We start from the raw sequence: 23013 nt of genomic DNA on the forward strand, positions 1-23013 counted from the left end.
TCATGTTGCATCTACTTTTTTCATAAGGCTGTTACGATGTATCCAATTGAAAGCCGTAAAGAAAATTTTTTTTTTAATTTCTCCACTTACCTCATTGCTTTGAATACATACATGATAAACTATGAAAATTAGGAAACACCCTGTAAAATCCTTAAGAATTCTTAAGTTTTATAAAAAAAGACTTATGGAACCTGTAATTCCATAAGCCAATCTATTTGATCGGATGTTCAACAATAAAGGATATCCAACCTTCTTTATATTCTGCATGTATATTACCATGATGAAGTTCAACAATTCTTTTTGAGATAGCAAGCCCCAGACCATTTCCCTGGTCATCTTTTCTTGCCTTGTCCCCCCTGAAAAACCTTTCAAACAATTTATTTGGATCGCTAACAGGCGGTCTCTCGACTTTATTTGACACTTTCAAAATTGCTTTGTTACCTACTAATTCAAGACATACGGATAATTTGGAAGGTTTTATGCTGTACTTTATCGCATTCATAAACAGATTTTCATATACACGTACCATTTTTTCTACATCCATGAAAATAGGTATTGTTTCTTCCGTTATTGATTTTTGAACGATTAAACTCTTCTTTTCAAATATAGGAATGTATTCTCCAACTATTTGCTCCAACAAACCTGATAAATCAACTTCATTAAAGTTTAACTTAGCATCGATGCCTGATAAACGAGTATATTCAAACAGTTCATCAATTAAATATTTCAATCTCTTTGATTTTAAATAAGTGGTTTCAAGGTATTCCTGTAATTGTGTTACACTATCGTATTGTCCTCTTTTTAATAAATCTATATAACCAATAATAGATGTCAACGGTGTGCGTAAGTCATGAGATACGTTAGTTATGAGTTCATTTTTTGTACGTTCTAATCGTCTTTCTTGTTCAAATGTATTTTCCAATTCCTTAGACATATAGTTGATATTTTGGGCAAGTTGGGTCAATTCGTCCTTCCCCTTAATCCCAATTGTCAAACCCAGTTTTCCATTGGCAATATCATTTACATTATTCGAAATGAGCTTCAAATATACTATTTTCTTTCGAACCAATATCAAAAAAAGTATGATAAAGGTAAAGATTGCGAACGCGAATAAGAAAAACAATGCCAAATTGGCTTCAAACATACCAAATTCTTCGTGTTTAACAAATAATGGATCAATGACGTATACCAAAATGAGGATTGTTAAACCAAATGAAATAAAAAAACTAACTGCAACAGCACAAAGAAGTTTTATAATGATCTTATTTCTAAACCTAACATTCTTCATATTTTATATCCAATTCCCCACACAGTTTTAATATAAATGGGATGTTTAGAATCCTCTTCTATTTTGTCTCTTATTTTTGTAATATGCACCATGACGGTATTGTCTGATTTATAAAAAACCTCTTCCCAAACTGCTTCATATATTTTTGCTACACTCAGGACAATCCCTTTATTGCGGGCAAGTAGTTCGAGAATAGCAAACTCTTTTGGAGTTAACCTTGTTTCTTTTCCTCTTATCCATACTTGACGTGTATCTGTATTCACGGTTAAGTCACCAATTTCTAGAATGCTTTTATTATGTTCTATTGATGAATTGTATTTTTTAAACCTTCTTAATTGGGATTTTACCCTAGCGATTAATTCCAATGGGTTAAACGGTTTTGATAAATAATCGTCTGCACCAGAGGCTAGACCCTGAATTTTGTCTATATCCTCAGATTTTGCAGATAGCATGATGATAGGTATATTGCGGTCTTCCCTAATCTTCATACACGCTTCAATACCATCCATATTTGGCATCATAATATCTAAAATAATCAAATCAAACTCCTTTTCTTCTAACAGTTGTAAAGCTTCCATAGCATCTTCTACCTTTTGAGTTTTCAGACCTTCATTTTCCAAATAAACAGAGATAAGATTTCTAATCTCTTTATCATCATCGACAATAAGAATTTTTGACTCCATAGGATTCCTCCATATTTTTTCTCGTATTAAACAGCTAAAGACATAAGCAGGTGAGACATTTTTATCTTCTCTTTATTGTAAACTTGCAAACGGAAGATAAGAAATAACATAATAGATATAAGTAATATCGTTCTCCTAATATATTGTTCAATATTTACTGCTGAACCATATATAATTAATACGTTCTCTTTTTCTTTAAATTTTGCTTTTAGTAAAAAAATAAAATTTCTTATTATTTTTCACTAATAAAATAATTGTCTTGTGATTTCTTCTTTTAATTAATTTTTCTGTGAATACACCTGTACTCAGTCCATATTTGACAATATAATTTACTTTCTTCAAATCAATTCCTTCAATTATTTTGTCTCTAAGAAACCTTGAACTTGGACTGGCTGCACCAATTGATTTTTAGTGAATTATATACAGAAATAAGAAAGCGAATTGTTTTCATACCTAATCATCCCACAGGTTTGAACTCATAATCATACTCTAGAGTCCGAACCTTAAGAAAAAGGGGCAAAAGTTCTTAAGAATTCTTAAGCTTTCTACAGCATTTTGTCATAAGAATATTTGACGACTCTTGAAATGTTAGCGGGATCCCCAATAACACTTACTATTCGTCAATCCGAAGAACAAAAAGAACTTGTAGGAATCTCTACAAGTTCTTTTTTAGATAATGTAAAAAGTTAAAACAAACTATCTCATAATTTGAATCGGAGCAAACACTATAACCACGGGTTAATTTTATTATATACCGAATCCTAATATATGTCCTTTTTATATTTGAAAATTATGCGAATTAGGAAAATGAGTTTTACGTTATAACTAACTATAATTCTTGAATATATGTAAATGGAATTGTCTTATCTTTTTTTTATTTATGTGATAAAGAAATTAGGTATAGGAAGATTATACAAACGTTTATTTATAATATTTTAGCGATGAAACAATGTTTGAGATATGGAATGAGTTACGGAGGCCAATGGTCCGCTTTGTTAAATCCCACGTTTATTATATGAATTTTATATAACAAAGAAAAAAGTACCGCTCAATTATATTTTCTATTATCGGTACAGCTTTAGGTAAACTATTTTGCTTTCATGTGTGTATGTATATTTAGTTTTGGTCTTGTCCGAGAGAAAACTCACAGCTTTACTGTGTCACGGAAGTATAAAAGCCTGGGAGAAACTGTTTAACAGTTTTCTCTTAGGCTTTTTTTGTTTTTTTTGGTAAGAATAAAATTGGAGGTGTCTTTTAGATGAGTAAAGACTGGATTAAAGTATTTATTGCTGCTTTCTTTGAAATTTTTTGGGTTATTGGTTTAAAAAATGCTGATGACTTTTGGACTTGGACGGGGACTATCATTGCTATATTTTTAAGCTTTTATTTAATGATCATGGCAGGAAGAAAACTTCCCGTGGGAACTGTTTATGCTGTTTTTGTTGGGTTAGGTACAGCTGGAACTGTCTTTTCTGAAATCCTGTTCTTTGGTGAACCATTTAAAGTGGGAAAAGTACTCTTGATTTTATTTTTATTAGCTGGAGTAATTGGCTTGAAATTAGTTACAGATGACAGAGTTCAGAAAGGTGATGAATCCTAATGGCATGGATTTCTTTAATCTTAGCAGGGCTTTTTGAAATGTTTGGTGTTGCTATGATAAATAAACTGCATAAAGATCAAAATTGGCAATCATTAGCTTTGTTAATTCTCGGATTTGGATTAAGTTTTATATTTCTTGCTTACGCAATGGAAACACTACCTATGGGAACAGCTTATGCAATTTGGACTGGAATTGGTGCGTCTGGAGGTGCAATTTTAGGCATGATTTTTTATGGAGAATCAAAAGACTGGAGAAGACTTGTCTTTATAGGTATGGTTTTAGGTGCTGCAATAGGTCTAAAACTCGTTTCATAAATGCTTTTTTAGATTGTACTATGAGGGTGCACCATACATGCCCATCAACTTAAGACCCTAAGTGCAAAAAAAACGAATCCTTTTTCAAAATAGATTCGTTTTTTATCGTACAATATAAGTTTGCAAAGTATTTTTAATCGAACTTTTTTTAAAGATTCATAAATACTCCATACAAAAATTTTAGCTACATGGTTCTTCCAGTTTTTTTAGCTTATTCTCCACCCTAATAATCATACTGATTATTAGTAATAGCATAGATCCCATAATTAAAAGTATTGCAGTGGAAGGGCTATTAAAAAATAGGCTGATAATACTTCCTAGTATAATAATTATAAATCCATTTTGTGTCATGATTTCAGCGCTATACTTATTTCCAGCTTCCCAAAGTTTCATGTTTTTCATAGACCTAGTTGTTCGATAGCCATATATTGCATTAATATCTGTTGGTGGTCTTTTTTTCAATAGTAATGAAGTTAATATAAAGATAATCCCAATTAACAGACTTACTCCTATATTCACAAGGCTGTATATCATTTTAATCATCTCCATAAAATGTTATTATAAGCTAATTATACCATTTTAATGGGGTTCTGTGTCGGCATTTTGACATTTATAAAATCGCTATTTGTGGCTTTAAAATAAAGTTACGATGTTTGTTAATGTGCTTCTTTTAATTAAAGAATTCCAAGGTATTTTTAATTAGACTTTTTATTAAAGGGGAAAGTTCATCCCAAAAGAGAGGAATCCATTTTGATTAAACTTTTTTTAGTCCTCCCTTTTGGGAGATAGGAAAAACACCTATATATAAAGCTTAATTAATTGGTATATACTTCTTGAAACCCTTACTTATAGTTCCATTATAACCATTTTTAGCGAAGAATTTATGTGCTTCTATTCTAGTTGCACTACTTAATAAGATAATTCTTGTGGATCCCCTTGCAATCGATATTTGTTCAATATGTCTTAGTAACTTTACACCTATTCCATTACCTCGAAAATCTTCATTTACAATCACATACTCTAGAACGGTATATGGTCTAAATTGGTATCCAGGATCAAGACAAAAGGTCATAAATATACTTCCTTTAACCTTACAATCTTCCTCATAGACAAATAAGAAATTATTAGAATCATTTCTTATCTGTTCAATTCTTTCTGGTAAAACTTTAATATTTTTACTATGCGGTGCTAATTTTTTATATAAATTTTCGATTACATTACTATCTTTTGGTTCAGCTTCACGAATCATAAAATTACCTACCTTTATTAGAATATCAATGACTTGGATTGTTTTAATATTGCACCTTTTGACTCTATTGTATCCTAAAACAATACTTTTTTAGTACAATTTAGATAAAAAGAGAATAGTAAGGATGGCACTTTTATATGAATCTCTCGATTCAAGATGGACTACAACCATTTGCGGAAGAATTACAACGATATGTTACACCTGTATTTTTAGAAGAACTTGCGAGAAAAGTCGGATTTATAAAGCGAAAACGTAAGTTTTCTGGATCAGACTTAGCTACTATTTGTATTTGGATTAGTCAACGGGTGGCAAGTGATTCCTTAGTCCGATTATGTAGTAGGCTTCATGCAGCTACTGTTACTTTACTCAGTCCTGAGGGCTTAAATAAACGTTTAAATGCTAAAGCAGTTTTGTTTTTAAAACAGATTTTTTCTTTACTGTTACAACAAAAATTATGTGAACAAACACAAATTTCTAACCATCTCTTCTCCTATTTTGGGCGAATCCGTATCCTAGATGCCACCGTATTTCAAGTGCCAAATGCTTTAGAGAATGTATATCCAGGCTCTGGAGGATGTGCCCAAACAGCCGGAATCAAAATTCAATTAGAATATGACCTGCACAGTGGGGAATTTCTTAACTTTCAAGTTGGACTTGGAAAAAATAATGACAAAACATTCGGTACGGAATGCTTAGACACCTTACCACCAGGAGATTTATGTATTCGTGATTTGGGTTACTTTTCATTGGAAGACTTAGATCAAATGAATCAACGAGGTACATACTATATTTCTCATTTAAAATTAAACACGAATGTATATGTGAAAAATTCAAACCCAGAGTACTTTAAAAATGGTGCAATTAAGAAACAATCGGAATACATACAAATCGATGTAAAACAGATTTTGAAACAACTACAGCCTGGAGAGACATTTGAATTAAAAAATGCTTATATTGGTGATAAACAACAACTGTTTGCACGCGTCATTTTTAATCGATTAACAGAAAAACAGCTTCAAAAACGACGAGCGAAGATCACTGAAAAAGAAAAATCAAAAAATAGAATGTACTCAGAGAAAAGTAAAACTATAACTGGGTTAAACGTGTACGTGACGAATATACCTTGGGAATGGGTTCCGATGGAACAAGTACATGAGTTATATACTTTGCGTTGGCAAATAGAGATTGTCTTTAAAACGTGGAAATCACTCTTCAAAATAGACCATTATCGTCATGTAAAACAGGAACGATTAGAGTGTCATTTATATGGAAAGCTAATCGCTATTTTCCTGTGCTCCTCTACTATGTTTAAAATGCGTCAACTTCTTTTGCAAAAGAAGAAAAGAGAATTAAGCGAATATAAAGCGATAGGCATGATCCAAGATTATTTATATCTGTTATATCAAGCTATACAGAAAGACACCCAAGAAATAAGAAAGATTCTAATCCGCCTATTCCACCTACTACAGAAAAATGGACGAAAATCTCATCGATATGAGAAGAAAACATTCTTTGATATTATGGGTGTTGTCTATGAGTATAGTGAATATGGATATATTTATTTTTCTGTGATATTTACAAAATTAACGGCTCCCTTGTCCTTAGTTCCTAAAACCATATTCACTTTATCTATTTCCTTACTTAATTCTGGTGCTTTCCCTTGATTGACTAAATTAAGATTCCCAAAAGATTTATTAAAAGATAGAATCTGTCTAGTTTTTTCTTTCCCATTTATTTCTTTAAATAATGTATCATCTACAATTAATAGGATTTCGTTGGGTCCACCACGATATGGAGATAGCCATACATCCCCTTTGTATTGAACATTCATTTTTTTGTTATCGAATGTTAATTCTTTTAAGTCTTTATATTCTTTATTTGCAAATATGATAGTTTCATTTTTCCCTATTTTCGGTAACGAATCGAGAGGGTCTGAAGATAGGAGCCCCTCGTTATTATCCCTTTCACGTATAAATCCCTTTTTATTCATTTTTTCAGCAGTTGTTCTACTAATAAATAGTAAATTACTAATAGCAGTACCCATAGAATCCCCAAAATTAGTCGGTAGCTTTATGTCGAGCTTGTTATTATCTATCGTCCCTTCTTTTAATTGATATAGGTCTTGTGAGCTTGTTATATCTTTGTATGAGTCAATTATAGAGCTTCTTGTTTGTTCGTTTATCGCTCCTACTTCTATTGAAATTCCATTTGCTGGAGAGTCTTTTGTACCAAATAATGAATATGCTCCTAACATGGTAATTGAAATACCAGCTACTATTAATAATCCAATTCTTTTTTTCAACCTATATTCTCCTTCATTTAATTATATTTAAATTAAAAAATCGTTTTATACATTTTTTTCAAATATTGAGCACGAACAAAGTAAAAATATATAATTTGTAAAACTAAGAAACAAACCAATACTATAACGGAACTATCCAAGACTGAAAAATTAGCTAACTTTTGCAAGGCCATAAAAGCTACGGCACTATGGGTAATTGCTATCACTATGGGTAAAAAGAATAGTAATGCAAGTTGACGTGTCACAATTTTCTTTAATTCAGGTTTACTTAAACCAACTTTTGCTATCATTTTATATTGCTGCTGATTTCGTTCTAAGTCTGTGTATAGCCGGAAATATAAAAAGCTTGCAGCAAACGTAAAGAAAACAATACCTATTAATACACTCATGATAGATGCAAGTCCAAACCCTTGCTTCATAGCTATCCATGTAAAAATTAAAGTCGAAAATTGATATGATTCGTTGTATACCCTAGGATCATTTATATCTTTATTCCCTTTCTGTAAGGAAGCCAAGATTTTTTCAGCAACTTTTTTTGTTTTCTCCCAATCTTTCACAACAAAACCATTGATAGTGAATTGACCGTATTGATTCTCTGGATCCACAATCATTTGATTATATACAGAATCCGGAATAATAATTGTCGTTATGTTTGTATCTTGTAGTTCTTTTGGCGTTAGTATTTTATTTACATGCATAGCTTTTTTTATATTTCCATGCAACAATTGGAAGTTATTTTGATTAGATTTTGTATTAGTGACTTTTCTTGATGGTATGACAAAACTTTCATTTTCATCTTTTAAGCTTTCTTTTTCAAAATCAAATGCCTCAGCTAACTTATTATAATCACTTATTTTTATAACACTTAATAAAACATTACTGTTATAAATGGTATCCGAAATTTGTTTGATTGAATAAGTCACTCGTTTGAAATTAAACCCGCCATCATTGAGTTCACTTTCAATCCTTTTTATATGTTCTTTTTCTAAATTGTTATTATTATAAGACCGATAAGAAAATGCAAAAGGGCTATCCGATTCAGCCATGGATGAATTTCCTAATCCCATACAAGTCCCCACTGCAGTGAAGGCAACAGCAGAAATAATAGTTACCATAAAAAACATTTTTGCATTATCTTTTAATTGATACACTAAATCTGAGATCGTGAGTATGTTTGTTTTCTTAAAGAAAATATTTTCCCTTTTCTTTAATACACGTAACACATACACACTGAGTTGTGTAAATAAGAAGTACGTTCCAAGTACAACAAAGCTCACCCCTGTCGCCATCATGGATAATACATATTTCACATCCTTGTAATGAATTGCGTTAACACTATGGAAAACAGCTGTATATCCTAATCCAATACAAATTAGTGCGAACAAAGATAGCCAAAGGGATGCTTTTGGTTCAGGCTTTGGCTTTTCTTCTGCTTTTATTAATTCTACTAATTGCTCTACATTTATTAGTCGAGAAGTAAAAAGTGAAATAAATAAAAATAGTAATAAGAATGCTCCAAATGTTATCCCAATTGCTTTAAATGGCATGTAAAATGGAAGTCCTTTATCAATCATTAACAGATTGTTGCTCATAATTAAGATAAACTTAGAGAACGCCATTCCAATTGTAATTCCTGTTAAAATAGAAGCGGTACCAATTATTATATTTTCAATAAATACTAATTTATTCAACTGTGAACGCGACATCCCATGTAGCATTAGAATTCCAAAATCTTTTTTTCTTGTTTTTAAAAATGCACTTACAGAATATAAGATAAAGAAGAATGAGAAGAAAAATATTAACCCCTGCGATATCTGTAATCCTGACTTTGCAAATGTATTGATTGTTATACTGGCAGCAAGATCCCCTTGTAAATTAGGATGAAATGCAAGTAATGCATAAGTAAAGAAAATCATAATAGCAAACGTACTACTTAAAAAATGAGCCAAATATGTTCGTTTACTTCGAATGACGTTATTAAATGCGAACTGTCGAAAAGTCATTTGCATTTCCTCCTAATAATGCTAAAACCTCTAGAATTTTTTGATAAAATACTTTACGATTATCTCCACAATAAATCTCATTGTATAACTGTCCATCTTTGATAAACACAATTCGATCACAATAACTTGCAGCCATTGCATCATGTGTCACTAACATCATCGTTGTGCTATTTTCTTTATTAAGCTTTGTCAATAATTCCATCACATCACTAGCAGATTTTGAATCCAGATTTCCTGTAGGCTCATCCGCAAGTAATAATTTCGGATTATGAATTGTAGCTCGTGCGATAGCTGTTCTTTGTGCTTGCCCACCAGAGATTTCATACGTACGTTTATCTAATATTTCAGTTATCCCTAGTTTTTCAGCAATAGCTTCCACTTTACCTTCCATTTCTCTAGGGCTTACACCATCAAGCGTAAGTGAAAGAACAATATTTTCTTTCACTGTTAATGTATTAAGGAGATTAAATGATTGAAAAACAAATCCTAATTCACGTCTTCGAAATAAAGACAACTGATCTGGAGATAACAGATGTGGATTTTCTCCATGAATTAATACTTCTCCTGATGTTGGAGCATCTATAGTAGAAACCATATTTAATAGCGTTGTTTTACCACTCCCAGATGGTCCCATAATTCCTACAAATTCACCTTTGTTTATTTTTAAATCAATATGGGATAATGCTGTATAAGAAATTTTCCCAGAATAAACTTTCCCTAAATCTGAAACATGTAGTATCTCCACAAGTATTTCACCTTCCATTTCTCTTTTCGATATATGAAGTGTAACTTATATATAGTATGTCTCATATCGATTTCCCTAACATTTATCTAACAAGTTTGTAAGATTCAAAAGAAAAACCGATGAAAGGTATACCTTTCATCGGTTAACGAGATGCATACGGGAATATGATTCTAATTTTTGTTCCCTTACCTACCTCAGATTCTAGCTCAATCTTATGATTTAATTTTTCACATACTTCTTTAACAAGATATAATCCCATTCCCGTAGACTCTTTAAATTTCCTACCATTTTCTCCAGTATAAAATGGATTGAAAACACGTGGTAAATCAGCAGAAGGAATACCAACCCCATAATCTTTTACTTCCAAAATAATTGCTCGTCCCTTTGAAAACGCCGATACTATTACTTTTTCTTTCTTACTTGACGAATATTTAATTGCATTTGACAGTACTTGATTGAATATAAATCGAAACCATTTCTTATCTGTTTCTACAATAAGATTTGGATCTACTTTTACTTCTGGATACACATAACTACGTATAAATAGACGTTTATTTTCATGAATAGCAGAATCAATCATTCCCAATAACTGCAATCTGTTCACTTGAAAATCTTGTTCAAATGTTTCTAAGCGAGCAACATATAAGACCATTTCTAGTCCTTTTTTGATTCTTTCCGTTTCTTCATTAATACTGTCAAATCGTGAGTCTTCTGCATCTTGTGTAATTAACTCAATAACAGAAATAGGTGTTTTCATTTGATGAACCCATTGATTCATAAAAGTCATTTGCTCTTGTTGTTTTCGTTCCCATTTTTTTAATTGGTTTTGATAATATTGATATTGAGATTGTAGTAATGTTTCTAAGGCCATTGATAATGGAGTCAAATCACTATCTTTTATTGACTCATTTAAAGTTTCCATTGGTGTTGATAGACGCTTATAGAATGAACGATGACTATAATAACGATAGATTAAATAACCCATCAATAAAAAAACACCCAAAAATACTGAATATAATGCTGTCAAAATATGTGGATAGCCATCAAACCAATATATAAAAAGAATGATAAGCAATTGGGCAAATGTATAAAAAATAAGTGGAATATGTTCTTGTAAAAATAATTTCATTATTCCTTTCCTTCCTTCTCCCAAGTAGCATGCAAACGATATCCAGCGCCACGAACTGTTTCGAGCGCATTTTCAATACCTAAATCTTGCAGTTTTCTTCTAATTCTACCTATATTTACACTCAATGTATTTTCGTCTATATATGAACTATCCCATAGTTGTTCTAAAATTACTTCACGTTTTACAAGGAGCGGAGACTTTGTTATCAATATTTCTAATAAAGTTGTTTCTTTTCTAGTAAGTAAAATTGTCTTATCATTTAGTTGAAGTTCCATTCTTTCTGGGAACAGGATTAACCCTAATTGCTCAACTATTCGTTCTTTTACTTTAGGAGCATATTCACCGTATGCTCTTCTGAGTTGGCTACGGATTTTAGACATAACAACTTCATAATAAAAAGGTTTCGTAATGTAATCATCACCACCATTTTCTAAAGCCATAACTTGATCCATCTCTCCACTCCTTGCAGATAGAAATACAATTGGACAAGTAGAAATAGCTCGTATTTTACGACACCAATAATAACCGTCAAAATTAGGTAAATTCACATCTAATAGCACTATATCTGGTTTTATCTCTTGAAATATATCTAAAACATTTTCGAAGTCCTCTATAATAACACTTTGATATCCGTATTTTTTAATATGCGTTCCTAGTAATTCAGCAATTTTCATATCATCTTCTACAATCATGATTGTATTCATAACGTACTCTCCTTTAATTTAAGTGCAATTTCTAAAGTTCATTTGTTATTTAATATTTTACTTATGTAAAAAAGATGATATCTTACCTCTCCCCTTAAATGCAATAAGTATCCAATAAACCTTATATTTGTTGTTACTTAATTAATAATTTCAATAGGGATTGTTTCTATCTTTTTTCTTTACTTAAGTAGACTCTTTTTAAAATACACAAAAAGACCGTCACAATACTGTGACGGATAAACGGGAAAATATTAATAACTAATTACAATTTTATTTATTAATTTATAATAGTGATACCGCCACTTGATCATTTTCTTGATTAGTTCGTTTTACTTTTAATACTCTCAGTTACTTTTTTAAATAGTTTCATTGCCTGTTCTGCTTTGTTATTTGCCTGTTCCAACTTACTATCATTTTGTTCTTCTAATGCTTCTGAAAGTAATTGCAGAGCATCCCAGTAATTATCCATTGCCTGTTTTATCTTTTCTTGTTCAACTTCTAACCCTTTAGGTGCCTCAAGGTATTTCATATCTCTTACGTGTGTTTTTGCCATATCCAAACTCAGTTGGATTTCACTTTTCTTTGACTCATCATCCTTTACATCTGAATGTCCTATATCTTGTATCAGTCTGATAACTTCATCGATCTTATTTGTATTTCCTACGATGTCTGCTTTGTATTTATCAACGTCTGAACCACTAACTTTGTCATTTAAATCATCCTTACGATGCCCCTCTTTCGCGTGTTTCTGATTCTCTTCCTTTACCTTTTGCTCTACATCAGGGTATCTTTCGTTTATCTCATTAAATACTGTCTCCCATTTAGAAGCACCATCATCAATCCCAAACATACCGTTTTGTATGATTTCTTTTGCTTTATCCTTATCATATTTACCATCATACTGTCTAACTGCATCTTCTACTTTTATTAGGTGTTTTCTAATCTCTTCTACCCCTTCTTGTATTAAGAATTGGTAATCTTCATACTTTTTAGGTGGCTTGATTTTTTCAAAACGGTTTATATCCAAACTGATGTGACTAATTAAGGAATCTATCTCACCTATGTAGACACCCTCTTCTGTAAATAATTTATCAGTTTTCTTTTCTAGTTTTTTTAAATGATACTGGAATTCTAAGTGTAGTTCAGTCAAACGATAAGGGTAATCTTTTTCAGATACCTTTACCTTCTTTTCACCTTCTGTGTCTGATACATTTGATTCACTTTCTTTACTACGTGATTCGTCTTCCTTACCTCCCTTTTCATACTCAATTCTAGACAATGCGTTTCTTAGTTGGTTTTCAATGTGTTCATCACTATAGTGCAATTTCTTTAGGTCAGATACCATTTTATCTGCATCATAATACTTATCTACTTTTCTATACTCTGACTGTGTAAGTCCATATGTATTTAATGTGCAACCTACTAGCATGAAACTAACACTTAACCCTGCTAATGCAATACCTTTGAAGGATCTATTCATATTCATTTACCCCTTTATATTTTCGTATTCTTTCTCCATCGATAGACAGTCCATTATGAAAGTTTTCATTATAAATATTGTTTGCTATTATTGTTTTACTTTCCTTACTATCTGTTTCGGCCCTAACTCTACTCATTTACCGTTTCAGTATTAGGCTTCAATTCGGATTAGCATTGCAAAAAAGGACATACCTATTCTTATAATCGTTGGCCATATATCCTTTTATTATTTTATAGTGAAATAAATAATGAATCAAAGTGATTTTGTGAAAATTATACAAAAAACCCTTAAATCATCGTTTGCCCAACAGTAGATAATCTAGGTAAAGAAAAAATACTAGAGAATATAGTAATCTAGTAGTCTCTAGTATCTTTTCATAGTATTTTAACGACTATGCAATATGGAGGGATAAAAAAAGGACCTCTTACGGAAAGATAAGAGGCCATCAAGAAGATAAAAATGTTGTATTTGAAACACGCGAGTTTCTACTTCACATTATAACATAATATCTATATATTTAATATGAATATTAATACATTTGTTCAAACTAATAAGTTTATGATAAATACATTATGTAAATTATCAATTTTTGACCCTTTTGGATAAAAATGAACTTTCAAATTCATGTAATCATTCCAGATTCCACACAAGATCCTGAGGTAATGGGACTGCTTGTGGAAAGTAAAACAATGCTAAGAGAAATGTTAACACAACAGGAATGCAGAAAACGTACATGCAATATGTATATTTGATTACAAGACGTGACATAGAAATAAGGGTTTCTTCACTACACTGAAGGAACCCTTTGAATTTTCACAATATTAGTATTGTTAGAGATTATCATCTATATTATTATAAATAATGTTATATCGGTAAATTTTGGTATTATTTTTTCAGCTTGTAAACTATGATACTTGGAGGCGTTGTTGTGCGTAATAAATGGAAACTTGGACTAATGAGTACCCTTCTTGCCTGTACCACCTTTACATCTGTTGCATTCGCAGCAGAAAAACCAGCCGATCAACCCAAATGGGAGGAATGGTTAAACGGACATGCAAAAATATTAAATGAACCAACTTCCCAAACAACAGAGGATTTATCATTTCTTAAAGAGGCCGTACAGGACAAGCGCATTGTTGTACTTGGTGAAAGTACGCATGGTGCAAAGGAAATGAATCAATCCAAAATACGTATGATTAAGTACTTACATGAGGAAATGGGATATGATGTGATTGCATTTGAAACAGGGCTTGGGGAAGCAGCAGCTGTTCAGCAAAATTTCGATAACTTAACCGCTACGGAAGCGATGAAACAATCTTTATACCCTGTATGGCAAACTACGGAACTTGAACAATTATTTACCTATATGAAAGAACAAAAAGAAAAAGGAAAGCCACTCACATTAGCTGGTTTTGATATGAATTTGTTTTATAAATCTTCATTCCGCTCTTATGCAAAAGAATGGTTGCAAAAAGTAAATCCTGAAGTGGCGAGTGAATTTGATACTGCAGTGTCAGAGTTGATTGAACTGGATAGGTATTACAATAAAAATAAAACATATCCCTATGATCGATTTAAAATGGAAATACAGCCCGTAATTAACAAGTTTGAAAAGGTTAGAATGTTTATTCAGAATCATAAATCTGAATTGATTCAAGTTGCACCACATCCTACGTTTGATGTGAATTTGTTTGAGAAATCAATCAGTATACGGATTGATGCGATTAAAACGCATCTAGATGCTGATATGAAAGTCAGAGGTGGCATCTCCTCACCTAACCTGACAGACTATTCTTTTTATATCCGAGATCAAAAAATGGCACAAAACTTCGCATGGCTAACTGAAATGCAGTATAAAAACAAAAATATCATTGTGTGGGGTCATAATTATCATATTCGAAAACAAAATTCAAAAATGATATTAGACTTTACAAAGGTGCAGCAATACAATTATGTTGGCCCAAATATGATGGATTATCTTCCACAGCGTATCAAAGATCAAATGTACACAATTGGTGTATTTGCGTATAGTGGAAGCAGTTGGGATGATGTTAATGAAAATGTTATTCCTGTACATAATGAACATGAAGAACAAAGCGTTGAAAAAATCATCAGCACTGTAGGAAGTCCCCATGTTTTCGTTAACTTAAAAGGAGAAAGTAACCGACCAGAAACTTCATGGATGTTTACTCCTACTGCAGCAAGTTATTGGGGAAATAAATTAAAAGAAGAAATCATGATTCCGACAGAACAATATGATGGCATTCTATGGTTAGAAAAGACGACGCCTTCTGTACTGAAGTAAAAAATAAGAGCCTCCGATAAATTAATGGGGGCTCTTTTCTATTCATATTCTTTTATTCAATTACCGGATAATTTGTTAAACAATATCGACTCCTCACATCTCCCATTGTTCAAATTCAGGTTCATTTGTCATTGACTTCACTTCCTATTCTATCTTATTATTCCTACCTTCTCTTTCCTCATCACTGTATATAGATTCTTCTGTACAAGAGAAAAAAGAGGCATTCTACACAAGTATGATACCTGCTATAGAATGCCTCTTTTTTCACAAATTTATATTACGATTAAACTTTCACAATGTTACTTACTGCTAGGAGTTTACACTTCTTTTAATCTTTCAAATGTAGACATATTAGTTCCCATCTTTGGCACAAATACTTAATGTCGTTACCTTTAGCGCCTGCTTCTCTTGGTGAGACATAAATAAGTAATCCTGTAATGTTCCTTTAAAGACCTGAACCCCGTTCGAGTATGCGATAACAGTTTTATCAAAATTTAACGATGTAAGTGTAGACATTAAGTTTTTCACTTTATTTGTTCACTCCTATTTTCCATTCAGATTTTGTAATGGTTCCGTCAAAGTTGTATGTAATCTCTAATTGGTCATAACCACTCTTATAGATATGCTTCGTACTCGTTCCATTCGGCTCAGTAGCATCTGTCCAAGGTAGGTTACTATCATCTATCTCACGAAATTTTACACCCTCCTTAGCTACTTGTAACATGTCCTTACTAGCCCATCTCGAAAGCTTCGGTTTAATTAGTTCTTTGTATGTCTCTTGCGCTTCTGAACTTCCAAGAGAATTGAGATTCACATATGCTTTCTTTTCTCGGGTTGCATATTGCTCCTCTTTGAGTGTTTCCTCTTCAGATTTCTCTGGCTCCTTATCTTGAATCAGCATCTCTTCCACTTTCTCAACAGGTTTTTCTTCAGTGTCATCAACTTCTGCAGGTTTCTCCTCGGGTAGATTCTCTATCGCATCTAGTTTAGCCTTCAGCTTAATGTAATTAATTTCTAATTCATCATATTCTTTGGCTAATTTCTCTGACTCTGCTTGATAATGTTCTACTTGTGATGATAATCTATCGGTTTTTTGGTTATAACAAGATGTCAGCCCAAAGAATAGAAGAACTGTTGCCACATACTTTGCAGCTGTCTTTCCTTTAATAGATTGTACTTTCTCGGTAAATGTAGATTTTTTTGATTCCATAATTTGTAGTCTCTCCCTCAAGTTACTCATTTATCTAATTATAACGATTTAGTTACATGTGAAATTTTACACAACTATACATCGTATGTCCAGTTGACTATATTAGACAATTAGTCATTTGTTTAAGGATTTAATATAGTGATAATATACGCGTATTTTGCCACTGTTTAATGACTACAGCGTGTTTCTACTTACTGAGTTCTCACCACACAACAATCAGCTTAAGGTTTTAAATTATCCTCATAACGAAAATTTTCTACATCGCTAGCTTCGTTTAAACCTTGTTAGTTAATTTAAAGAAAATTAAGAAAGCCAACCTCATAGCTGAGAATGGCTCTTATAAATAAAACTTAATGAATATGTAGTTTTAGATATTTATAATGAAAGAAGCACTAAATAACTTAATTGATTTTATGAAAGATTTCCTTCCTTTATTGATCACACTATTAAATCCATAATTGTTTATTAGAAAAATATTATGTAAACTTTTGATTTGCCAATAAGACAAAATAGTTTATTTGATGCTGTCTTTTCTTCAAAAGAACGTGTACAATTCATACATTAAAAATAAAAAATATATAGGATCTATTTTCAAGTCCATTACACTTATTCCTTTCTTAATTAACTCTTTTTAGAGTTAATTTCGGATCATGCTTTTGAATTCTAAACCCTAATGCGATAGCCGCTCCAATACAACTTGAAAAACATCCAACAAACAAATACAGGGATGGATCTGACTCGCCGATTAAAACGGAAGCTATCCCCCCAATTACAGGGAATAGCGCAACCATATATCCGCTTCGAGCTCCTCCGATTTTTTCTACAAGCTTCAAATAGAATAACCATGCTACAAAAGAAGCAAATAGAGTTAAGTATATCAACATAGATACATATGAAAACGATGTAGGAAATGCAAATTCCTGTCCTTGAAATAGTACAATTACTCCCATCAATAAACTACCTACTGTAAATCCAATAGCATTTGCATAGATCGGGTTCACCTTGTGGCCTGCATTTCGTGCCGAGCTCGCATCACCTATTGCTGTAAGAAGCGTACCTAAAATTGCAACCATAATTCCTTTTATATCATTGAACCCTTGAGAATCATTCAATTTCGGATAGATAAGAATACATACTCCTAATACCCCTAAAATCCCTCCAAACAAAATGCGTGAATGCAACTTTTCATTTAAAAAAATTCGAAGTGCAATCGGAGTCAAAATTACCTTTAATGAAAAAATCAATGTTACAATTGCCGCAGAACTCAAAATTGTAGCGTAATAAAGGCATAAATAGCTTATTGCAAAGTTACATATACCAAAAACTATTACAAATGGGATATCTTTTTTTGTTGGCTTCCCACTTGGTCGAAGAAAACAAACAAGCATCAAAAATAAAAAAGCTGTCATAACCAGACGGTAAGTTAAAGATAACTCTAAGCTGACAGGAGTTCCTTGAATTTTCACTGCAATAAAGTTGAGTCCCCATACAATCAAACAAAATATGTACATAAATATTGTCATAATTCACCTCCTTGATTAAATTTTTTTATAAAGTCATTATTTATTTATACTGTCATTTCTAAAAGGTACAGTTTACAATAAATACAAATGACAGATGGGGTATTAAAATAATGAAGGAACTTATATTTAATATAAATCGAAAAAGTAAAAATCCTATGTATCAACAAATTTATCAATATATACGAACTCAGATTTTATCTGGTAAATTAGGACAAGGTAAAAAGTTGCCATCAATTAGACAACTTGCTAACCAATTAGAGGTCAGCAGAAACACAACTCAAGTAGCCTATGAACAACTGCAATCAGAGGGGTATATTCGAAGTAAGAACAAAAAAGGTTTTTTTATAGAGGCTATTACATCGGATGAAACACTTAATTTTGAACCTATTAGAGAACAGCATCATGAAACAAATCATACTACCATGAAAACTATTGATTTTAAGATTGGGACAGTGGATCAAGAAAACTTCCCTTTAAAAAAGTGGAGAATGATTACAAACAAAACTCTTAAAGACTCTAGCATGTTTTCATACGGTGAAAAACAAGGCGACATCAAATTAAGGAAAGCACTAGCAGATTACTTATTTCAATCAAGAGGAGTTACTACTTCTGCAGAACAAATTATTATTGGCAGTAGCACACAACATTTGTTATTAATTTTGTCACTAATGTTAAAGCAAGACTATGATTATATAGCAGTAGAAGATCCTGGATATAACGTGGCAAGGGAGCTTTTTGTTCTTCAATCATTTATTATTGATCCACTTCCTGTAAAAGAACGAGGCATTCAAGGCGATTTTCTTTTAAAATCGCCTTCTAGACTTTTATATGTCACTCCTACTCACCACTTTCCGTATGGAGTGACCATCCCTGTCAATGAAAGACTAAAGTTAATTGGATGGGCCAAAAATGTGGAAGGCTATATTATTGAGGATGATTATGATAGTGAATTTCGATATATCCATCAACCTATACCGTCTCTTCAAAGTTTAGATTCAAATGATAGGGTGGTTTATTTAGGAACTTTTTCAAAGGCACTCCTCCCCTCTATCCGTGTCAGTTATATGGTTTTGCCTAGGCGGCTAATAAATGAATATAAAAAGATACTCCCTTTACTTGAACAAACATCCTCATCTATTCATCAGCGAACATTGGCAACATTTATGAATGAAGGATATTGGTACTCGCACTTAAGGAAGATGAAAGCTTTGTATAAACGTAAAATGAATCTATTAAATAAGGAATTATCAAAGCATTTTAAAGAATATGTCAGGATTAAAGGTGGTAGCTCCGGTATTTTCGTTATTATTGAAGTGAAAACAAAAATGAGTGAAGAAATGCTAATTGAAAGAGCACATGATCACGGCATTATAGTTTATCCTTGCTCAAAATATTTCTCGGAATATTTACCAGAATATCCTCATATTCAACTTGGATTTGGGGATTTAAGTGAAGATGAGATAATAAAAGGAGTGTCTCAATTAGCAAAAATTTGGTTCTAATAGGAAAAAGATAGAATAATTAATCAATGAATGATTTTATTTAAGTATTAATAGAAATCCCTTTAGTATTTCGAAATTTTTTACACTAAGTGATATTTTATTTTTTTATGCATAAAAAAAGACACCTTAAAGGTGTCTTCCTCCAAATTAATAACTGCATGTTATATCATAAACTTTCTCAATAATTATTAATTTAATCTTTACTTTTAAATATGTCCTTTTAACATATTTTTTGAAAAACGATTTGGATATAAAGCAATAAGCATCCCGTAGGGGCTTCCTTTCCAATAGCGTTGTAAGGGTGTCCGTAATTTTCGTTTTATGAGCCATCGTTGATTAAATACTTTTAATAGCTGTTTTTCATCCAGTTTTTCTTTCTCTTCAATGGTCCATCTTAAGGCTTCTAGTGCTTTACATTTGGACCAAAAGCCAACTGGTGTAACTTTGAATTCCCATTCTTTAAAGCGACCTTGATATAAGTCGTTTATCATTTTAAATGGACTATTTCCCCACATTAATTGACATGGAGACGCTAATCTGTGAGTCTTTAGCCACTTTATACTGTATACATCCAGTATTTGTTCGGGAGTTAATTTTTCTTTTTCTTCAATGGTCCATTTCAATGCTTCTAATGCTTTTTCTTTTGTCCAGAAGTTATTGGGCGTCATAAGAAATTCCCATTCTTTAAAACGACTAGGGTACAGATCGTTAATCATTGCAAACGGACTACTATTCCAGTACATAGCCAGAGGGGCACTAAGTTTGTTTTTCTCCAACCATTTTTTGCCGTATACGCGTAAGAGCTTTTCGTTTGATAGACCTTTTTTTTCTTCAATCATCCATTTCAAAATCGTTAATGCCTTTTCTTTCGTCCAAAAATTTAAAGGAGTCATACCAAACTCCCATTCTTTAAACTCACTTGGGTATAAATCATTTATTGCTTTAAAAGGGCTATTTTCGTATCTATGTTTGAGTAATCCTCGTAATTTATACTTTACAAGTAATTTTGTGTTCCACTTTTTTCTTATGTCTTCCTTATTCCATTTTAAAATACTGTTAAGCAAATATGTTAATACCCTCCGCGCCATTTTATTATCTATATCTTCTTTCCATGTATTCGGAGGAAATCTAATTCTTTTCCCATCTAATATTTCCTGATAAATATCTTCTATAGAAACTTCTTTTTTTAACAATATATAAATCCTCCTACAGTTTGTATTAATATTTATACACTATCATCATCTTCAATCAATATATCTATATTAAAAAATATAATTAAAATACCTATTAAAATCAACAAGAAAATTATTTTTTGGAAAATTTCTAATAATTAACCAAGTAAATGTTTATTTTAATTTTCTAATTATTAGTTTATACTAAGTTAGTATTATTATATTTATATATAAGGAGTGTATTCGTATGGAGAAGATTAGTAAAAGCGATATTATTCGTACTGTTCCGCAAAGCGGTTTTTTCGGACACCCTAAGGGGCTGTTTACCCTATTCTTTACAGAGTTTTGGGAGCGATTCTCTTACTATGGGATGAGAGCAATATTACTTTACTATATGTATTATTCAATCTCACAAGGTGGTTTAGGGATGGACCATGCGACCGCAGCGTCAATTATGGCCATCTATGGATCTCTCGTTTACATGTCTGGCATTATTGGTGGCTGGATTGCAGATCGTCTACTAGGTTCAAGTAGAACAATTTTTTGGGGTGGAGTTTTAATTATGATAGGTCACCTGATTTTAGCACTACCAGGAACTATAAGTACTTTATTCATATCTATGGTGTTTTTAGTACTTGGTACAGGTTTATTAAAACCTAATGTATCTAGCATTGTTGGTGATTTATATAGTGAAACAGATACTCGACGTGACTCAGGTTTCAGTATTTTCTATATGGGTATTAATTTAGGTGCGCTTTTATCTCCTTTTGTTATAGGAACACTTGGTCAAAAGTATAACTTCCACCTAGGCTTTGGTGTCGCTGCAATTGGTATGCTATTAGGTTTAATTATTTTCGTTCTTACAAAAAAGAAAAATCTTGGTTTAGCAGGAACACAAGTACCAAATCCTTTAACAGACATCGAAAGAAAAAAAGTTATTATACAGTTTAGTATTGGCACAATAGCTATAGTACTATTTTGTATTTTAACGATACCAACAGGTATTTTAACTATTAATCGATTCACTTTATTAGTAAGTATCTTAGGTATTCTCATTCCAACTGGTTACTTTATTTTTATGTATCGTAGTCCGAAAACTACAAAAATTGAAAAGTCTCGTTTAATTGCTTACATACCATTATTTATCGCTGCTACAATGTTTTGGGCCATTCAAGAACAAGGAGCTATCATTTTAGCTTCATATGCTGATCAGCGTACTCAATTAAAGTTGGCCGGGTTTGAACTTCAATCTTCATGGTTTCAATCATTAAACCCTATTTATATTGTTTTGTTAGCACCAGTATTTGCTTGGTTATGGGTAAAGCTTAATTCACGTCAACCAAGTACGGCTAATAAATTTGCTATTGGTTTATTATTTGCTGGTTTATCCTTCTTAGTTATGATTATCCCTGCATATATACATGGTACAGAATCCCTTGTAAGCCCTATGTGGTTAGCGATTAGCTTCCTGTTAGTAGTAATCGGGGAACTTTGTTTATCACCTGTAGGTTTATCAATTACAACCAAATTAGCACCAGCTGCCTTCTCTGCTCAAACAATGAGTCTGTGGTTCTTAACTAGTGCAGCTGCACAAGCTATAAATGCTCAAATAGTTCGATTATATAATCCTGAAACAGAAATTATTTATTTCGGTGTAATTGGTGGCCTTTCAATCATTTTAAGTGTAATTTTATATTTTATGGCCCCAAAGATTCAAGTTTTAATGAAAGGCATAAAATAAAAAAAACTGTGTTAAAAACTTGTTATAATGCAAGTTTTTATGCACAGTCTTTTTGAATAGACA

The 23013-nt window shown here is 32.0% G+C and carries 19 protein-coding genes and 1 pseudogene; 6 read left to right on the forward strand and 14 right to left on the reverse strand.

All coding sequences use genetic code 11. The annotated features are described in order from the left end of the window. Positions 1-211: 211 nt before the first annotated feature. The gene (locus AC0ONG_RS27645) at positions 212-1288 is read right to left on the reverse strand and encodes a sensor histidine kinase (RefSeq protein WP_474204925.1); all 1077 of its coding nucleotides are present in this window, start codon (positions 1286-1288) and stop codon (positions 212-214) included. Continuing rightward, on the reverse strand, positions 1285-1971 hold the full coding sequence (locus tag AC0ONG_RS27650) for a response regulator transcription factor (RefSeq protein WP_000444090.1): 687 nt from the start codon (positions 1969-1971) through the stop codon (positions 1285-1287). The genes AC0ONG_RS27645 and AC0ONG_RS27650 overlap by 4 nt, the downstream gene beginning before the upstream one ends. Before the next feature lie 1258 nt (positions 1972-3229). Here AC0ONG_RS27650 and AC0ONG_RS27655 point away from each other — a divergent pair. Together AC0ONG_RS27655 and AC0ONG_RS27660 are read left to right on the forward strand one after the other, a co-directional pair. After that, positions 3230-3571, forward strand: coding sequence for a DMT family transporter (locus tag AC0ONG_RS27655; RefSeq protein ID WP_000031243.1), 342 nt, complete (start codon positions 3230-3232; stop codon positions 3569-3571). Further along, positions 3571-3885 (forward strand): DMT family transporter, encoded by a 315-nt coding sequence (locus AC0ONG_RS27660; RefSeq protein ID WP_098438108.1) that lies wholly within the window; start codon positions 3571-3573, stop codon positions 3883-3885. The genes AC0ONG_RS27655 and AC0ONG_RS27660 overlap by 1 nt, the downstream gene beginning before the upstream one ends. Before the next feature lie 180 nt (positions 3886-4065). Here the strand turns inward: AC0ONG_RS27660 and AC0ONG_RS27665 are convergent, their stop codons facing one another. After that, the gene (locus AC0ONG_RS27665) at positions 4066-4419 is read right to left on the reverse strand and encodes an SdpI family protein (RefSeq protein ID WP_000640557.1); all 354 of its coding nucleotides are present in this window, start codon (positions 4417-4419) and stop codon (positions 4066-4068) included. 277 nt (positions 4420-4696) lie between these two features. Then, the gene (locus tag AC0ONG_RS27670) at positions 4697-5134 is read right to left on the reverse strand and encodes a GNAT family N-acetyltransferase (RefSeq protein ID WP_474204930.1); all 438 of its coding nucleotides are present in this window, start codon (positions 5132-5134) and stop codon (positions 4697-4699) included. 137 nt (positions 5135-5271) lie between these two features. Here AC0ONG_RS27670 and AC0ONG_RS27675 point away from each other — a divergent pair. Beyond that, positions 5272-6678: pseudogene (locus AC0ONG_RS27675) on the forward strand (IS4 family transposase); the annotation flags it as partial. Between the two features lie 14 nt (positions 6679-6692). Here AC0ONG_RS27675 and AC0ONG_RS27680 read toward each other — a convergent pair. The 6 genes from AC0ONG_RS27680 to AC0ONG_RS27705 all read right to left on the reverse strand — a co-directional run bounded on the left by AC0ONG_RS27680 (position 6693) and on the right by AC0ONG_RS27705 (position 13503). Continuing rightward, a complete protein-coding gene (locus AC0ONG_RS27680; RefSeq protein WP_474204932.1) occupies positions 6693-7436 on the reverse strand; it encodes a lipoprotein BA_5634 family protein in 744 nt (247 codons plus the stop codon). Positions 7437-7468: 32 nt separating this feature from the next. After that, entirely contained in the window at positions 7469-9439 is a 1971-nt protein-coding gene (locus AC0ONG_RS27685) for an FtsX-like permease family protein (RefSeq protein ID WP_474204934.1), read from the reverse strand. Then, on the reverse strand, positions 9414-10184 hold the full coding sequence (locus AC0ONG_RS27690; protein ID WP_098438164.1) for an ABC transporter ATP-binding protein: 771 nt from the start codon (positions 10182-10184) through the stop codon (positions 9414-9416). Before AC0ONG_RS27690 ends, AC0ONG_RS27685 begins: the two co-directional genes overlap by 26 nt. A gap of 142 nt (positions 10185-10326) precedes the next feature. Further along, on the reverse strand, positions 10327-11313 hold the full coding sequence (locus AC0ONG_RS27695) for a sensor histidine kinase (RefSeq protein WP_098438114.1): 987 nt from the start codon (positions 11311-11313) through the stop codon (positions 10327-10329). After that, positions 11313-12017, reverse strand: a complete 705-nt coding sequence (locus AC0ONG_RS27700; RefSeq protein ID WP_001092337.1) for a response regulator — start codon at positions 12015-12017, stop codon at positions 11313-11315. Before AC0ONG_RS27700 ends, AC0ONG_RS27695 begins: the two co-directional genes overlap by 1 nt. Positions 12018-12336: 319 nt before the next feature. Continuing rightward, positions 12337-13503 (reverse strand): DUF7018 domain-containing (lipo)protein, encoded by a 1167-nt coding sequence (locus AC0ONG_RS27705; protein WP_474204937.1) that lies wholly within the window; start codon positions 13501-13503, stop codon positions 12337-12339. A 922-nt stretch (positions 13504-14425) separates the two neighbouring features. Here AC0ONG_RS27705 and AC0ONG_RS27710 point away from each other — a divergent pair. Then, on the forward strand, positions 14426-15802 hold the full coding sequence (locus tag AC0ONG_RS27710; RefSeq protein ID WP_474204939.1) for an erythromycin esterase family protein: 1377 nt from the start codon (positions 14426-14428) through the stop codon (positions 15800-15802). A 351-nt stretch (positions 15803-16153) separates the two neighbouring features. Here the strand turns inward: AC0ONG_RS27710 and AC0ONG_RS27715 are convergent, their stop codons facing one another. From AC0ONG_RS27715 to AC0ONG_RS27725, 3 genes are all read right to left on the reverse strand, one after another. Continuing rightward, positions 16154-16330, reverse strand: a complete 177-nt coding sequence (locus tag AC0ONG_RS27715) for a hypothetical protein (RefSeq protein ID WP_153600683.1) — start codon at positions 16328-16330, stop codon at positions 16154-16156. Position 16331: 1 nt separating this feature from the next. After that, positions 16332-17012 carry a hypothetical protein gene (locus tag AC0ONG_RS27720; RefSeq protein ID WP_474204941.1) on the reverse strand — a complete coding sequence of 227 codons (681 nt, stop codon included), beginning with the start codon at positions 17010-17012 and terminating at the stop codon, positions 16332-16334. A gap of 617 nt (positions 17013-17629) precedes the next feature. Then, positions 17630-18535, reverse strand: coding sequence for a DMT family transporter (locus AC0ONG_RS27725; RefSeq protein ID WP_474204943.1), 906 nt, complete (start codon positions 18533-18535; stop codon positions 17630-17632). Positions 18536-18645: 110 nt separating this feature from the next. On the opposite strand from AC0ONG_RS27725, the gene pdxR reads away from it, so the two are divergent. Beyond that, positions 18646-20037: a MocR-like pyridoxine biosynthesis transcription factor PdxR gene (gene pdxR, locus AC0ONG_RS27730; protein WP_098438122.1), complete on the forward strand. Its 1392-nt coding sequence runs from the start codon at positions 18646-18648 to the stop codon at positions 20035-20037. Positions 20038-20243: 206 nt separating this feature from the next. Here pdxR and AC0ONG_RS27735 read toward each other — a convergent pair whose 3' ends face one another. Beyond that, positions 20244-21230 carry a DUF4046 domain-containing protein gene (locus AC0ONG_RS27735; RefSeq protein ID WP_098438124.1) on the reverse strand — a complete coding sequence of 329 codons (987 nt, stop codon included), beginning with the start codon at positions 21228-21230 and terminating at the stop codon, positions 20244-20246. 226 nt (positions 21231-21456) lie between these two features. Here AC0ONG_RS27735 and AC0ONG_RS27740 point away from each other — a divergent pair, with 226 nt between their 5' ends. Then, positions 21457-22950 carry a peptide MFS transporter gene (locus AC0ONG_RS27740; protein ID WP_000411727.1) on the forward strand — a complete coding sequence of 498 codons (1494 nt, stop codon included), beginning with the start codon at positions 21457-21459 and terminating at the stop codon, positions 22948-22950. The last annotated feature ends 63 nt before the right edge of the window (positions 22951-23013 follow it).

The sequence above is a fragment of the Bacillus sp. TCT6 genome (assembly GCF_056033845.1).